This is a genomic window from Blastococcus sp. SYSU DS0510 (assembly GCF_054050835.1).
In genome coordinates this window covers 214,648-228,975 of sequence record NZ_JBJHAC010000004.1, presented here as the reverse complement: position 1 = coordinate 228,975, position 14,328 = coordinate 214,648, and the positions used below count along the sequence as shown (strand labels likewise).

At 74.6% G+C, this 14,328-nt stretch carries 14 protein-coding genes; 10 read left to right on the top strand and 4 right to left on the bottom strand.

What is annotated here, in order from left to right; genetic code table 11:
* Positions 1–58 precede the first annotated feature (58 nt).
* Both ACI79P_RS05460 and ACI79P_RS05455 read right to left on the bottom strand, forming a co-directional pair.
* The gene (locus ACI79P_RS05460; RefSeq protein ID WP_456580013.1) at positions 59–955 is read right to left on the bottom strand and encodes a glutamate ABC transporter substrate-binding protein; all 897 of its coding nucleotides are present in this window, start codon (positions 953–955) and stop codon (positions 59–61) included.
* 23 nt (positions 956–978) lie between these two features.
* Positions 979–1,734, bottom strand: coding sequence for an amino acid ABC transporter ATP-binding protein (locus ACI79P_RS05455; protein WP_456580012.1), 756 nt, complete (start codon positions 1,732–1,734; stop codon positions 979–981).
* A 201-nt stretch (positions 1,735–1,935) separates the two neighbouring features.
* On the opposite strand from ACI79P_RS05455, the gene miaB reads away from it, so the two are divergent.
* Positions 1,936–3,411, top strand: coding sequence for a tRNA (N6-isopentenyl adenosine(37)-C2)-methylthiotransferase MiaB (gene miaB / locus ACI79P_RS05450; RefSeq protein ID WP_456580011.1), 1,476 nt, complete (start codon positions 1,936–1,938; stop codon positions 3,409–3,411).
* A 71-nt stretch (positions 3,412–3,482) separates the two neighbouring features.
* On the opposite strand, the gene ACI79P_RS05445 is transcribed toward miaB, so the two are convergent.
* Entirely contained in the window at positions 3,483–5,015 is a 1,533-nt protein-coding gene (locus ACI79P_RS05445) for a DUF349 domain-containing protein (protein ID WP_456580010.1), read from the bottom strand.
* Positions 5,016–5,055: 40 nt separating this feature from the next.
* Between ACI79P_RS05445 and ACI79P_RS05440 the strand changes: the two genes are divergently transcribed.
* The 6 genes from ACI79P_RS05440 to ACI79P_RS05415 all read left to right on the top strand — a co-directional run bounded on the left by ACI79P_RS05440 (position 5,056) and on the right by ACI79P_RS05415 (position 11,001).
* Positions 5,056–5,781 (top strand): hypothetical protein, encoded by a 726-nt coding sequence (locus ACI79P_RS05440; protein ID WP_456580009.1) that lies wholly within the window; start codon positions 5,056–5,058, stop codon positions 5,779–5,781.
* Positions 5,778–6,698 (top strand): tRNA (adenosine(37)-N6)-dimethylallyltransferase MiaA, encoded by a 921-nt coding sequence (miaA, locus tag ACI79P_RS05435; protein ID WP_456580008.1) that lies wholly within the window; start codon positions 5,778–5,780, stop codon positions 6,696–6,698. Before ACI79P_RS05440 ends, miaA begins: the two co-directional genes overlap by 4 nt.
* Positions 6,695–7,567 carry a diaminopimelate epimerase gene (gene dapF, locus ACI79P_RS05430; protein ID WP_456580007.1) on the top strand — a complete coding sequence of 291 codons (873 nt, stop codon included), beginning with the start codon at positions 6,695–6,697 and terminating at the stop codon, positions 7,565–7,567. Before miaA ends, dapF begins: the two co-directional genes overlap by 4 nt.
* A gap of 142 nt (positions 7,568–7,709) precedes the next feature.
* On the top strand, positions 7,710–9,173 hold the full coding sequence (gene hflX, locus ACI79P_RS05425; RefSeq protein WP_456580006.1) for a GTPase HflX: 1,464 nt from the start codon (positions 7,710–7,712) through the stop codon (positions 9,171–9,173).
* A gap of 48 nt (positions 9,174–9,221) precedes the next feature.
* Positions 9,222–9,944 (top strand): phosphatase PAP2 family protein, encoded by a 723-nt coding sequence (locus ACI79P_RS05420; protein ID WP_456580005.1) that lies wholly within the window; start codon positions 9,222–9,224, stop codon positions 9,942–9,944.
* Positions 9,916–11,001: a hypothetical protein gene (locus tag ACI79P_RS05415; RefSeq protein ID WP_456580004.1), complete on the top strand. Its 1,086-nt coding sequence runs from the start codon at positions 9,916–9,918 to the stop codon at positions 10,999–11,001. Before ACI79P_RS05420 ends, ACI79P_RS05415 begins: the two co-directional genes overlap by 29 nt.
* Positions 11,002–11,004: 3 nt before the next feature.
* On the opposite strand, the gene lexA is transcribed toward ACI79P_RS05415, so the two are convergent.
* The gene (gene lexA, locus ACI79P_RS05410) at positions 11,005–11,691 is read right to left on the bottom strand and encodes a transcriptional repressor LexA (RefSeq protein ID WP_456580003.1); all 687 of its coding nucleotides are present in this window, start codon (positions 11,689–11,691) and stop codon (positions 11,005–11,007) included.
* A gap of 532 nt (positions 11,692–12,223) precedes the next feature.
* On the opposite strand from lexA, the gene ACI79P_RS05405 reads away from it, so the two are divergent.
* The 3 genes from ACI79P_RS05405 to nrdR all read left to right on the top strand — a co-directional run bounded on the left by ACI79P_RS05405 (position 12,224) and on the right by nrdR (position 14,298).
* Positions 12,224–12,469: a LysM peptidoglycan-binding domain-containing protein gene (locus tag ACI79P_RS05405; protein ID WP_456580002.1), complete on the top strand. Its 246-nt coding sequence runs from the start codon at positions 12,224–12,226 to the stop codon at positions 12,467–12,469.
* 110 nt (positions 12,470–12,579) lie between these two features.
* Positions 12,580–13,317 carry a hypothetical protein gene (locus tag ACI79P_RS05400; protein WP_456580001.1) on the top strand — a complete coding sequence of 246 codons (738 nt, stop codon included), beginning with the start codon at positions 12,580–12,582 and terminating at the stop codon, positions 13,315–13,317.
* Between the two features lie 459 nt (positions 13,318–13,776).
* Positions 13,777–14,298, top strand: coding sequence for a transcriptional regulator NrdR (nrdR, locus tag ACI79P_RS05395; RefSeq protein WP_456580000.1), 522 nt, complete (start codon positions 13,777–13,779; stop codon positions 14,296–14,298).
* Positions 14,299–14,328 lie beyond the last annotated feature (30 nt).

The window sequence follows — 14,328 nt, the reverse complement described above, 5'->3', positions numbered from 1 at the left end:
GCTGGTCATGGAGCGGCGCTGCGGGGCGGGAGTTCCCGCCCCGCAGCGCCGGGGGTGCTCAGTAGCGGTCGACGGCCGGCGGCTCGGGGGCCTCCTGGCCGCTGATGGCGCCGGCGGTGCGGTCCCAGGCGTCGGCCCAGGCGCCGCTCTCGTAGGCCTCCTCCAGCGTGTCGTTGATGAACGCGCGGAACTCGTCGTCACCCTTCGGCACGCCGATGCCGTACGGCTCCTCGGTGAACGGGTTGCCCACGAGCTCGAAGGCGCCGTCGCTGCCGGCGACCAGGCCCGTGAGGATGACGTTGTCCGTGGTCACGGCGTCGACCTGGCCGTTGGCGAGGGCGTCGGCGCACTTGGAGTAGACGTCGAACAGCGTGAGGGTCGCCTCCGGGTAGTTGTCCCGGATGTTCTGCGCCGGCGTCGATCCCTCGACCGAGCAGACGTTCTTGCCGGCCAGGTCCTCGGGGCCCTGGATGCCCTCCGGGTTGCCGGCGGCGACCATGATGTCCTGGCCGGCCTCGTAGTAGGGGCCGGCGAAGTCGATGAGCTCCTTGCGGGCGTCGTTGATGGTGTAGGTCGCCACCACCATGTCGACCTGGCCGTTCTGCAGGAAGGGCTCGCGGTTGGCCGAGACGGTCTCGGTCCACTCGATGTCCTCGGGGGCGATGCCGAGCTCCGCGGCGATCAGCTTGGCGATCTCGACGTCGAAGCCCTCGGGGGTCTCGGTGTTGGGGTTCAGGAGACCGAACCCGGGCTGGTCGAACTTCGTGCCGACGGTGATGGAACCGGCCTCGGCGAGCTCGGCCATCGTCGTACCCGCCTCGAAGTCGACCTCCTCCTGGACCTCGACGGTCGAGTCGGCGGCGTCCTCGGCCTGGTTGCCGGCCTCGCTGCCGCCACAGGCGGCGAGCATGAAGCCGAGGGCCGCGAGCGAGGCGGCGTAGCGGGTGGTGCGCATGAGCTGTCCTTCCGTAGGAACGGTCAGTGGTTCAGGATCTTGGAGAGGAAGTCCTTGGCCCGGTCGGAGCTCGGGGTGCTGAAGAACGTCTCGGGGTCGGAGGACTCCACGACCCGGCCGCCGTCCATGAAGACGACGCGGTTGGCCGCCTTCCGCGCGAAGCCCATCTCGTGGGTGACGACGATCATCGTCATCCCGTCGGCGGCCAGCCCGACCATGACGTCGAGGACCTCGCTGATCATCTCCGGGTCCAGCGCCGACGTGGGCTCGTCGAACAGCATGACCTTGGGGTCCATGGCCAGGGCCCGGGCGATGGCCACGCGCTGCTGCTGGCCGCCGGAGAGCTGAGCGGGGTACTTGTCGGCCTGCGCGCCGACGCCCACGCGGTCGAGCAGTTCGCGGGCCCGCTTCTCGGCGTCGGCCTTCGACCGCTTGCGCACCTTGATCGGCCCGAGGGTGACGTTCTCCAGGATGGTCTTGTGCGCGAAGAGGTTGAAGCTCTGGAACACCATGCCGACGTCGGCGCGCAGGCGGGCGAGCTGCTTGCCCTCCTCGGGCAGCCGCTCGCCGTCGATGACGATCTCGCCCTTCTCGATCGACTCGAGGCGGTTGATGGCGCGGCACAGGGTCGACTTGCCCGACCCCGACGGGCCGATGACGACGACCACCTCGCCCCGGGCGATCTCGAGGTCGATGTCCTGCAGGACGTGCAGTTCGCCGAACCACTTGTTCACCCCGGACAGGCGGACGAGAGGCTCTCCGTTCGGACGGCTGGTCACCCTGGGGACCTTAGGGGCGGGAGGTCGCGGTTCCCGCACCGTGGGATCACGAAGGCGTAACGAACACGGCCGGTCAGGGGGTCGCCGGGCGCGATCCGCCCGTTCGGGTGACCGCTGCGGCGCTGGGTGCCGAACCCGCTCCGTGACGGTCGGCCGGAACGCCCCGGTCGTCCCGGGCCGCGCCGTATCCTCCGTGTCGAGATGAGCAGCCCCACCGCGAGCCCCGCCCGCACCTACCGGGTGCGCACCTACGGGTGCCAGATGAACGTGCACGACTCCGAGCGGCTCTCCGGCCTGCTCGAGGCGGCCGGGTACACCGCCGCCGCGGACGGGGAGGACGCCGACGTCGTCGTCCTCAACACCTGCGCGGTGCGCGAGAACGCCGACAACCGCCTGTACGGCAACCTCGGGCACCTGCGCCCGGTCAAGGACGCCCGCCCCGGCATGCAGATCGCCGTCGGCGGCTGCCTCGCGCAGAAGGACCGCGGCGAGATCGTCACGCGGGCACCCTGGGTCGACGTGGTCTTCGGCACGCACAACGTCGGGTCGCTGCCGGCCCTGCTCGACCGCGCCCGGCACAACGCCGAGGCGCAGGTCGAGATCGTGGAGTCCCTCGAGGTCTTCCCCTCGACGCTGCCCGCCAAGCGGGACTCCGCCTACTCCGGCTGGGTGTCGATCAGCGTCGGGTGCAACAACACCTGCACGTTCTGCATCGTCCCGGCGCTGCGCGGCAAGGAGAAGGACCGCCGCCCCGGCGAGATCCTGGCCGAGGTGCAGGCGCTGGTGGACCAGGGCGTGCTCGAGGTGACCCTGCTCGGGCAGAACGTCAACAGCTACGGCAGCGACTTCGGCGACCGCGGCGCGTTCGCCGACCTGCTGCGCGCCACCGGCCGCATCCAGGGGCTGGAACGCATCCGGTTCACCAGCCCGCACCCGGCGATGTTCACCGATGACGTCATCGCCGCGATGGCCGAGACGCCGGCGGTCTGCCACCAGCTGCACATGCCGCTGCAGTCGGGGTCGGACGACGTCCTCAAGCGGATGCGCCGCGCGTACCGGCAGGAGCGCTACCTGGGGATCATCGACCGCGTCCGCGCCGCCATGCCCGACGCCGCGATCACCACCGACATCATCGTCGGCTTCCCCGGCGAGACCGAGGCGGACTTCGCGCAGACGCTCGAGGTGGTCCGGGCCGCCCGGTTCTCCAGCGCCTTCACCTTCCAGTACTCCAAGCGGCCCGGCACCCCGGCCGCCGAGATGGACGGGCAGCTGCCCAAGGAGGTCGTGCAGGAGCGCTACCTCCGGCTCACCGCGCTGCAGGACGAGATCAGCTGGGAGGAGAACCGCCGGCTCGTCGGGCGGCGGGTGGAGCTGCTCGTCGCCGCGGGGGAGGGGAGCAAGGACGCCGCACGCGGCCGCCTCTCCGGCCGGGCCCGCGACGGGCGCCTCGTCCACTTCACCGCGGCCGACGGGGTGCGGCCCGGCGACGTCGTCGAGACCGTCGTCACCCAGGCCGCGCCGCACCACCTGGTCGCCGACGGCCCGCTGGTGTCCCACCGCCGCACGCGGGCCGGCGACGCGAGCGAGGCCGGCACCCGGCCGACGACGCCCGGCGTCTCGCTGGGCATGCCGCAGGTCGGCGTCCCTGCACCGCTGCCGGTGGTCACCGGCTGCTGACGGAGGCATAGGAGGCTTCACCTGCGTCCCGCGGGGCGATTCCGCAGGTGAAGCTTCCTATGCCCGGGGGGCTACCGGCGGGCGGACTTCTCCGCCTCGGCGAGCCACTCCCGGCGGGTCTGCAGGTTGGCCCGCGCCTCGTCGATCCGCCGCTCGTCACCCGCCGCCTCGGCCTTGGCCAGCTGCTCCTCGGCCTTGGTGACGGCGGCCCGCATGGAGGCGACCATCGGGTTCTCCGGGGTGGTGCGCACGCGACCGGCGTCGGCTGCGCCGCGGACCTTCTGCTCCACGGCCTGCATCCGGTCCTCGAGCTGGCGCATCACGCCGCGGGGCACGTGACCGATGGCGTCGTAGCGCTCCTGGATCTTGCGCAGCGCGTTCTGCGCCCCCCGCAGGTCCTTGCTGGGGTCCAGCTGCTCGGCCTCGGCCAGCAGCTGCTCCTTGGCCTGCTGGTTGGCGACCTGCTCGGCGTCGCGCGCCTTGTCCTGCTCGGCACGGGCGCTGAAGAAGACGTCCTGCGCTGCGCGGAACTGCTTCCACAGGTCGTCGTCGCCGTCGCGGCCGGTGCGCGGCACCGCCTTCCAGCGGTCCATCAGCGAGCGCATCGCCGCGCTGGTGGGGCCCCAGTCGGTCGACGCCGACAGCCGCTGCGCCTCCTGGATCAGCTCCTGCTTGGCCGAGCGGGCCTCGCTGCGCTGGGCGTCGAGCTGGGCGAAGTGGGCACCGCGGCGGCGGCCGAAGGCGTCCCGGGCGGCGGCGAACCGCGTCCACAGGGCGTCGTCGGTCTTGCGGTCGATGCCGCGGATGGTCTTCCACTCCTCGACGATCGCCTTGAGGCGGTCGCCGGCGGCCTTCCAGGACGTCGACTCGGCCGCGATCTGCTCGGCCTCGGCGGCCAGGGCCTCCTTGCGCGCCACCTGCGCGGCGCGGGCGGCGGCCTTCTCGGCGCGGTACTCGACGGCGGCGGCCTCGGCGGTCTCCACGATCGCGCGGGCCCGGGCGGCCAGGCCCTCCAGGTCGCCGACGGCGGCGGCGGTCGGGATCGACCCGGCCAGCGCCTCGGCCTTGGCCTTGATCTCCGCGGGGTTGCCGGTGTGCGCCTTGAGCCGCGCCTCGAGGAGGGAGACCTCGGTGGCGAGGTCGTCGTAGCGGCGGCCGTAGTGGGCCAGCCCCGCCTCGGCCTCGCCGGCCTGCCAGGAACCCACCTCGCGCTCGCCGTCGGCGGTGCGCACGAAGACGGTGCCGTCGGCGTCCACGCGACCCCACTGCGACGGGTCGCTCACCACGGTCTCCACCGGGGCGGCCGTCGGCGCCGGCGCGGGCGCCGGCGTCGGCGTCGGCGCGGCGGCTGCCACCGCCGCTCCCGGGGCCTCGACGGAGGCGTCCGGGTCCCCGGTGGGCGCGCCCGGATCCGCCGTGGGGTCGGCGAGCGCCGCCTCCGCGGGCGATGGCGCGGCCGGGGTGCCAGCCGCGGGGGTCACCGCGTCCGGGCCGCCGGTCGGCGTCGCCTCCTCCGGGGCGGGGGTCTCAGGGGTCTCGGTGGTCTCCGCAATCGGCGGAGCGGCCTGCTGCACCCCGTTGCCGGGGTCGTCCGTGCTCGACACGTCCGGCAGTGTCCCACGTCGCATCGGCGAGACTGCTGCCGTGACCTCCTTCCCCGGCGGCGTCCCGGTCCGGGCGCCCCGTCCGTCGGCCGCCGTCGCCTTCTGCCCGTGCCCGCCCCTGCTGGTCACGGATGTGGAGGGGCGGCCCTCGCCGGAGAGCGCCGCCCTGCGCGAGGCCTGTGCGGAGGCGGTCACCGCGCTGCTCGGCGCCGGACCGGAGGTGGTCGTGGTGGTCGGGCCGGGGCCGCTGCCGGGGGAGCGGTTCGGTCCCGGCGACGGCGGCGACCTCCGTGGCTTCGGCGTCGACCTCGACCTGCCGTTCGACGGCCGGCTGCGCCCCGAGGGGAGGCGGCTCCCGCTCGCGCACACGGTGGGTGCCTGGCTGCTCGACCAGGCGGCGTTCGCCGGCACCCGCGTGGGGGTCGGCCCGGCCGACGTCGGCCAGCTGATGCGCGACCTGCCGGCGCCGGTCGGGGTGCTGGTCATGGGGGACGGCTCGGCACGGCGCTCGGTGAAGGCGCCCGGGTATCTCGACCCGGCGGCCGAGCCGTTCGACGCCGCGGTCGCCACCGCCCTGGCGTCGGGCGACGCCGCCGCGCTGGCGGCGCTGGACCCCGCCGCGGAGGCGGGTCTGCTGGCCGCGGGGGTGCCCGTCTGGCGCGCGGTGGGGGCCGCGCTCGCCGGCCGGCACGTCACCGCCCGGCTGCGCCACGACGCCGCGCCGTTCGGGGTCGGTTACCCCGTCGCCGACTGGGTGGTCGCGTGACGCCGCCGCCGGTCGTCGCGGTCGTCGGGCCGACGGCCACCGGCAAGACCGCGCTCGCCGTCGAACTGGCCCGGCGGCTGGGCGGCGAGGTGGTGAACGCGGACTCGATGCAGCTCTACCGCGGCATGGACATCGGCACGGCCAAACCCGACCTCGCCGAGCGGGGTGGTGTGCCGCACCACCTGTTGGACCTCTGGCACGTGCGCGAGCCGGCCTCGGTCGCGGAGTACCGCCGGCGGGCGCGGGCGGAGATCGACCGCTTGCGGGCCGCCGGCACGGTGCCGCTGCTCGTCGGCGGCTCGGGGCTCTACGTGCGGGCCGTCCTCGACGAGCTGGACTTCCCGGGCACCGACCCGGCCGTCCGCGCCCGGCTGGAGGAAGAGCTCGCCGCCGTCGGCCCGGCCGCGCTGCACGCCCGGCTCGCCGAGCTCGATCCGCAGGCCGCCGCCGCCGTCCTGCCGAGCAACGGACGGCGGATCGTGCGCGCGCTGGAGGTCGTCGAGCTCACCGGCGTGCCGTTCCGCGCCCAGCTGCCCGAGCCGCGCCCGCACTACCCGGCCGTGGTGCTCGGGCTGGACCGCGAGCCCGCCGAGCTGGACGAGCGGGTCGCGGCGCGCGTGGACCGGATGTGGGCCGCCGGCTTCGTCGACGAGGTCGCGGCGCTCGCCGCCGACGGGCTGCGCGAGGGACCGACCGCCTCCCGCGCCCTGGGCTACGCGCAGGTGCTGGCGCAGTTCGACGGCGTCCTGACGCCCGACGAGGCGAGGGAGCGCACCGTCACCACGACCCGCCGCTTCGTCCGGCGGCAGCGCTCGTGGTTCCGCCGGGACGCCGCGACGACGTGGTTCGACGCCGCCCGGACCGACCTGGCCGACGCCGCGGCGGCGGTGATCACCGGGCCTACGATCGACCGATGACCTCCTCGCCCCGCGTGCTGATCGGCCACGGCACCGAGAACGACTTCGTCGTGCTGCCCGACCCCGACGGCACCGTGTGGGCCGGCGACCGCCTCGACGCCGCGATGGTCCGGCGGCTCTGCGAGCGGCGGGCGGGCCTGGGCGGTGACGGCGTGCTGCGGCTGGTGCGCAGCGCCCACGTCCCGGACGCGGCGGACGTGCTGGGGGATGACCTCGAGCGGTGCGAGTGGTTCATGGACCACCGCAACGCCGACGGCTCCTACGCCGAGATGTGCGGCAACGGCATCCGCCTGTTCCTGCACGCGCTCGTCGGCGAGGGGCTGGTGGACCGCGGCTCCTGCACCGGCGACCTGCTGGTGGGCACCCGCGGCGGGGCCCGGCGGGTCGGGGCCGGTGCCGACGGCGGCTACTGGGTGGACATGGGCCCGGCGCGCCCCTTCGGCGAGGGGACGGCGGTGGTCGACGGCCGGACCTTCGCCGGGCTCGCCGTCAGCATGGGCAACCCACACTTGGCCTGCCTCACCGAGGTGCCCGTCGAGCAGCTCGACCTGACCGGCACGCCCGGGTTCGACCCGGCGCTGTTCGCCGAGGGGGTCAACGTCGAGCTGGTCAACGTCCTCGAGCCCGGCGCGCACGTGCGGCTGCGGGTCTCCGAGCGAGGCGTGGGCGAGACCCGGTCCTGCGGCACGGGCGCGTGTGCCGCCGCCTACGCGGCACTCCGGGCCGAGGGCGCCGGAGAGGGGACCGTCGTCGTCGACGTCCCCGGGGGCCGCCTGTCGGTCCAGGTGACCGCGACGACGACGGTGCTCAGCGGCCCGGCCGTGCTGGTCTCGGCCGGCACCCTGTGCGCGGAGTGGCTCACGGGCTGAGTCGGCGTGGGTCCCCGGGGCCCTCCGCTCGCGGAGGCCGTACTCGTGCCGCCGATCGGGATGCAGGAGGAGGGCAGATGCGTTGTACGCGGCGATGACAACTCAGGTGCTTTCCTCGAAGGACCGTGCCACGCTGGACACGATGACGACCGCCCCCGATGCCCTGCCCGTCGACGAGCAGGCCGACCTCGAGCCCCGTACCGCCCCGACCGAGCGGTGGGACGAGGCCGACGACACCACTGGCTCCTACGCGCTCGAGGCGCGCGGCGCCCTGCGCCGGGTGGCCGGCCTCTCCACCGAGCTCGCCGACGTCACCGAGGTCGAGTACCGCCAGCTGCGGCTGGAGCGCGTCGTCCTCGTCGGCGTCTGGACCGAGGGCACGCAGGCCGACGCCGACCGGTCGCTGGCCGAGCTCGCCGCCCTCGCCGAGACCGCCGGCTCCCAGGTCCTCGAGGCCGTGAGCCAGCGACGCGGCAAGCCCGACGCCGCCACCTACGTCGGCTCGGGCAAGGCCGCCGAGATCCGCGACATCGTCGCCGCCACCGGTGCCGACACCGTGATCTGCGACGGCGAGCTGACCCCCGGCCAGCTCAACCAGCTGGAGAAGGTGCTCAAGGTCAAGGTCGTCGACCGGACGGCGCTGATCCTCGACATCTTCGCCCAGCACGCCACCAGCCGGGAGGGCAAGGCGCAGGTCGAGCTCGCCCAGATGCAGTACATGCTGCCGCGGCTGCGCGGTTGGGGTGAGTCGATGTCCCGGCAGGCCGGTGGCCGGGTCGCCGGCGGTGGCGGCATCGGTACCCGCGGTCCGGGTGAGACGAAGATCGAGACCGACCGGCGGCGCATCCGCGCCCGCGTGAGCAAGCTGCGGCGGGAGATCGCCGGCATGGCGACCGCCCGGGCGACCCAGCGCTCCAGCCGGGACCGCAACGCGACGCCGAGCGTCGCAATCGCCGGGTACACCAACGCCGGCAAGTCCAGCCTGCTCAACCAGCTCACGGGCGCCGGCGTGCTGGTGGAGAACGCGCTGTTCGCCACCCTCGACCCGACGGTCCGCCGGGCCCAGTCGCCCGACGGCCGGGAGTACACGCTGACCGACACCGTCGGTTTCGTGCGCCACCTGCCGCACCAGCTGGTGGACGCCTTCCGCTCCACGCTGGAGGAGGTGGCCGCGGCCGACCTGCTGCTGCACGTCGTCGACGGCTCCGACCCCGACCCGCTCGGCCAGATCGACGCGGTGCGCGTGGTCCTGAACGAGATCGACGCCGCCGCGGTGCCCGAGCTGATCGTGGTGAACAAGGTCGACGCGATGAGCGAGGAGGACATCATCATGCTCCGGCAGGCCCTGCCGGGTGCGGTGTGGGTGTCCGCGCGCACGGGGCTCGGCATCGACTCGCTGCGCAGGCTCGTGGCCGAGCGGCTGCCGCACCCGGACGTCGACGTCGACGTGCTGGTGCCCTACGAGCGCGGGGACCTGGTGGCGCGGGTGCACCGCGACGGCGAGGTGCTCGGCGAGCTGCACGAGGCCGGCGGCACCCGGCTCACCGCCCGGGTCGACGGCGCCCTGGCGGCGGTGCTCGAGGAGTTCGCGGTCCCGGTCGGCTGACCGGCCTGCGCTGATCACGATCCGGTCACGGCCCGGTACCGTGGCGGCGTGACCAGGGGAGCCGTGCAGGCGACGGAGGCACCGCGGGCCGTGCCCGTGGTCCCCGTCGGCCGGCCGCCGTGGTGGCTGGTCGCCGCGGCGCTGGTCGTGGCGGTGCTCATCACCGCCGACCTCCTCGCCCACGGCCCGTCCGAGCGGCTGGACCTGCGGGTCTCCGAGATCGTGAGCGACTGGGGCCTGCGGGACACGCCGGGCTACCCGGCGGTGTGGGTGGTCACCCAGCTCGGCGGGCGGGTCACGATCCTCGTCGTGCTCGCCGTCCTGGTCGGCCACCTCCTCTGGCGACGGGGCGCCTGGTTGCCGGCGGTCCGGGTGCTCCTCGCCCTGGGGGTGCTGACCGCGGTGGTCTACGCCATCAAGCACGGCCTCGGGCGCACGGCGCCGGCGTTCCCGGGGTCCTACTTCTTCCACGCCGACGGCGTCTCGTTCCCCTCCGGGCACGTGGCCAATGCGGTGCTCATGTGGGGGGTGGCCCGCTGGCAGGCGGTCGAGTACGGGCTGCCGGCGACCGTGCAGCGGGCGTTCTGGTGGCTGAGCGTGGTCGGACCGGTCGCCACGGGGGTGGCGATGGTGTCGCTCGACTTCCACTGGGTCACCGACGCGCTCGTCGGGGCCGCCGTCGGCATCGTCCTGTTGGGCGTGGTTCATGCACTGGACGCGGTGGTTCTGTCACGCTGGGTACGTGCCCGAGCAGGCCGTCCCCGTCCCTGACCGCGCCCGGACGTGCCGGCTCCTCGCCGCGAGCACCCTGGTCGTCGGCACGGTCGTGCTGGCGCCCGATCCGGCTCACGCGGAGGCGCCCGCCCCGGTGGCACCCACCGCCGCCTCGCCCGCCCCGCCGGCACCGGCCCCTGAGGTCCGGTGCTCGATCACCGACCCGCGGCTCGCCGAGCTCTCCGGCCTGGTGGTCGTGGGGGAGCAGATGCTCGCCCTCACCGACGGCGGCGACCAGGTCGCGGTGCACGGGCTGGACTCCTCCTGCGCCGTCGTCGACGTCCAGACCGGTGCGGCCGACCCGTTCGACCCCGAGGACCTCGGCGTGGCGTCCGACGGCAGCGTCTGGGTGGCCGACATCGGTGACAACGGCGGCGTCCGCCCGACCGTGGCGCTCCACGTGCTCTGGCCCGACGGCACGGCCGCGCTGCACCGGATGACCTACCCCGACGGCGCGCACGACGCCGAGGCACTGCTCCTGGCCCCGGACGGGACCCCCTACCTCGTCACCAAGGAGGTCCTCGGGTCCAGCGGCGTGTACCGGCCGGCCGGCGCGCTCGTGGACGGCGGCGTGGTGCCGCTGGAGCGGGTGGGCACGGTGAACATCACCCTGACGGGGACCCCGGGTGGGCCGGTGGGCCGAGCCGGGCAGCTCCTCATCACCGGAGGCGCCGTGGCGGTCGACGGCAGTGCGCTGGCCCTGCGCACCTACACCGACGCCTACGTCTGGCCCCTGGCCGGTTCCGACATCGTCGGTGCGCTGGCCCGGGAGCCGACGCGGGTGGCGCTCCCGGAGTCGCCGCAGGGCGAGGCGATCAGCTTCACCGCCGACAGCCGAGCGCTCGTGGTCGCGAGCGAGGGGCTGCCCAGCCCCGTCACGGTGGTGCCGGTGCCGGCCGGAGCGGCGAGCACGGCTCCCCCCGACGCTGTCCCGCTGCCCTCCTTCGCCGAGCTCACCCGGTCGGACCGGTCGCCGATCGCCGCGGCCCTGATCGCCGCCGGCGTGGCGACGATCGCGGTCTGGCTGACCGGACGGCTGCGCCGCCGGACCTGAGGGTCAGACGCGCCGCAGGACCGAGACCACCCGGCCGAGGATGGTCGCCTCGTCGCCCGGAATGGGCTCGTACGCCGGGTTGTGCGGCAGCAGCCACACGTGGCCGTCGCGCCGCTTGTAGGTCTTGACCGTCGCCTCGCCGTCGATCATCGCGGCGACGATCTCGCCGTTCTCGGCCGTCGGCTGCTGGCGGACGACGACCCAGTCGCCGTCGCAGATCGCCGCCTCGACCATCGAGTCACCGGCCACCTTGAGCATGAAGACCGTGCCCTCGCCGACCAGCTCGCGCGGCAGGGGGAAGACGTCCTCCACCGCCTGCTCGGCCAGGACGGGACCACCGGCAGCGATCCGCCCGACGAGCGGGACGTAGGTGGGCGCCGACGCCTGCATGCCGTCACCGACCACCGGCGGCTCGGCGTGCGCGGCCACTCCGCGGGCGGCGTCGCCGGGGAGCCGGACGTCGAGGGCGCGCGGACGGTTCGGATCGCGCCGCAGCCACCCCTTCTTCTGCAGGACCGACAGCTGGTGCGCGACCGAGGACGCCGAGGACAGGCCCACCGCCTCGCCGATCTCGCGGACCGAGGGTGGGTACCCACGGCGATCGATCGAGTCGCGGATCACCTCGAGGACCCGGCGCTGCCGCTGGGTGAGGCCGTCGCCGTCCGCCGTGCGGTCGGGGAATGCCCGCACCGACGCGGAACCGTCAGCCTCCCGGGCCGTTGCCCTGGTGCCGCGACCGGCGCCGGAGGTCCCCTTCGAGTCCGCCACGTCTCCTCCTCGCCGGCTGCCCGTGCAGCGCTCGACCGTCGTCGTCGAGTGGAACCGTAGCGCCGATCGCCGCCCAGTTCAAACAGGTGTTCGAAAGTTCCCCGTGTCGCATCGCTTCTGTCGGTCCCGTCCGGTAGACATCGGACAGACGTTCGAATCGAACGTGTGTTCGGACCGGCTCACGTCGGTCGGGAGGGTGGGAGACATGAACGGCGGCGCTGCGCTGCGGGTTCCCGGCGGGTCGCCGGTCGGTGGAGGTGAGGCGGGCGCCGGGACCCCGCCCGGCCGGCACCTCCGGGTGCTGCCCCCGCCGACGTCCTACTCAGCGGCCGTCGCGCACCGGGTGGGGGAGCCCGCGCGGCGCCTGACCGTCGTGCGAACGGCCCCCGGTAGCAGGAGCGCCGCTCCGCGGCCGCCGCTGCGGCTGACCGCGCGTGGGCGCCGGGCGGTGGCGGTGGCCGTTCTGCTGCTCGGCCTCGGGCTGGTCGCCCTGGCCGGTGCGGTGCTGGGCGAGGCCGACGGCGGGCTCGAGCTGATGGGGACGACCCAGGTCATCGTCGAGCCGGGCGACACCCTGTGGTCCATCGCCGGCGCGGTGGCCGAGGGGCGGGACGTGCGGGACGTCATCGTGGACATCCGACAGCTGAACCGGCTCGACACCGCACAGATCACCCCTGGTCAGGTGCTGCTGCTGCCCTGACGGGTGCCCCTGCACCACGCGAGACGTTCACAATGCGGATCGGCGACTTCGTCAACCCTGCGTATGGGCACGTTCACGCTGAGTGCTGGTCATCCGCTTACGGTCGTCGCGTGTCGAGCGTCATGGAGAACCGCGCCGCCGTGTTCACCCGTCATCCCCAGGCCGTCGACGTACTGCACGCCGGTGCCTGGCGGGCAGGGGAGCTGCTGGGTTGGCGGCACGACGACTCCGGCGCGTGCCAGATGTGGGTGCGGACCGTGGTCGACGGGGTCGAGCAGGCGATGTGGACGGCGCTGGACACCGTGCGGCTCCCGGAACCCGCGTCCGCTCGTCCCGGGACGCAGCTGATGGCCGCGCAGCCGGCGCTTCGGTCGGGTGGTGGTCGGCCGACCGACCCCGAGGCGACCGCCAGCCTCCCTCGGGTGCGCGACAGCCGCCCCGAGCGGTCGGCTCCGGCTCGCACGGGTGGTCGCCGACGCGCACCCGAGGGCGACGAGGTCCGGGCGGCGACCGCCTCCTCCGTGCCCGTGCACCCGCCCGGTCGGCACCGCGCACCGGCCATCGCGCCGGGCCCGGTCGTCGGGCGGCACCGGGCGGCCGACGCCGACCTCGTCCCCCTCGTCGCCGGGGGCACGCCGGCCGCGTCGTCCCCGGTCCGGGACGGGGGTGTACCTGCCTGGGCGATCCCGGCCGCGCGCTCCGCGCCGCCCGTGGAGCTGCGACCGCTCGGGCGCGACTGGACCCCGCCGGCGGATCTCGAGCCCGAGCTGCTGACCCGCCCCATGCGGTTGAGCGACCAGATCCCGCACTCCCGCCGACCCCGGGTGGACGGGTCCCTCAGCGCCTGATCGGCAGGCGGCGCGCGCACCGGCGCCGGGCCTTCGCGGTTGCGCGCCCCGCCGCGTCCGGCCCTGCGTCCGTGGTTGTGCGGGCGGGGCGCCCGGCGGCTGCGCCCCCGCGCCGGCGCGGGCGGCCGGAGCTCCTGCCCGCCGCGCGCCGACCGACCCCTGTGCAGCCGGGCCGCCGCGGCGGGGCCCGCGCCGGCGTGTCGCCGCGGTGTGTCTGTGACGGCTGGCGCCCGCTGTTCCGCCTGCGCACGGCAGTGTCGGGGCGGAACACGCCGAGCCGACGATCACTTGCACATCTTGTGTGGGCCGTCCTAGGGTTCCCCTACATCTAGTAGTTACAAAGCTGTAAGCCCGTCCACAGGCCGATCCTCAGGTTCTCCCCGTCGCATCCACCGGATGTCCCCAGGGGGGTCCACAGGCGGCCCGTGGCAGGCCCACCGGCGGAGGAGGTGAACCACCGTGCGCTGCCCGTTCTGCCACAACTCCGACAGCCGGGTCATCGACTCCCGGGAGACCGACGAGGGCGCCACCACGCGTCGTCGTCGTTCGTGCCCGGCCTGCGGGCGGCGGTTCACCACCGTCGAGGAAGCGGTGCTCGCCGTCGTCAAGCGCAACGGCGTCAGCGAGCCGTTCAACCGCAGCAAGGTGGTCGCCGGCGTCCGGCGGGCCTGCCAGGGCCGGCCCGTCGACGAGGACCAGCTCAAGCTCCTCGCCCAGCAGGTGGAGGACGCCGTCCGCGCCACCGGCGCCGCGGAGGTGCCGAGCCACGAGGTCGGCCTGGCCATCCTCGGCCCGCTCCGCGAGCTCGACGAGGTGGCCTACCTGCGGTTCGCCAGCGTCTACCGGTCCTTCACCTCGGTGGCGGACTTCGAACGGGAGATCGCCGAGCTCAAGGCCCGGCAGCCCGCCTCGTCACCGGGGGAGACGGGTCCGCCCGCGCCCCGGCAGCCGGTCCCCACCGGCACCGGCGCCGGCACCTAGAAGTGTCGGTACCACCCGATAGACAGCAGT

What these genes read in the sequence shown, in the direction of transcription:
- ACI79P_RS05460 (WP_456580013.1), bottom strand. Translation starts at nt 955, where the DNA reads ATGCGCACCACCCGCTACGCCGCCTCGCTCGCGGCCCTCGGCTTCATG.
- miaB (WP_456580011.1), top strand. Translation starts at nt 1,936, where the DNA reads ATGAGCAGCCCCACCGCGAGCCCCGCCCGCACCTACCGGGTGCGCACC.
- dapF (WP_456580007.1), top strand. Translation starts at nt 6,695, where the DNA reads ATGACCTCCTCGCCCCGCGTGCTGATCGGCCACGGCACCGAGAACGAC.
- hflX (WP_456580006.1), top strand. Translation starts at nt 7,710, where the DNA reads ATGACGACCGCCCCCGATGCCCTGCCCGTCGACGAGCAGGCCGACCTC.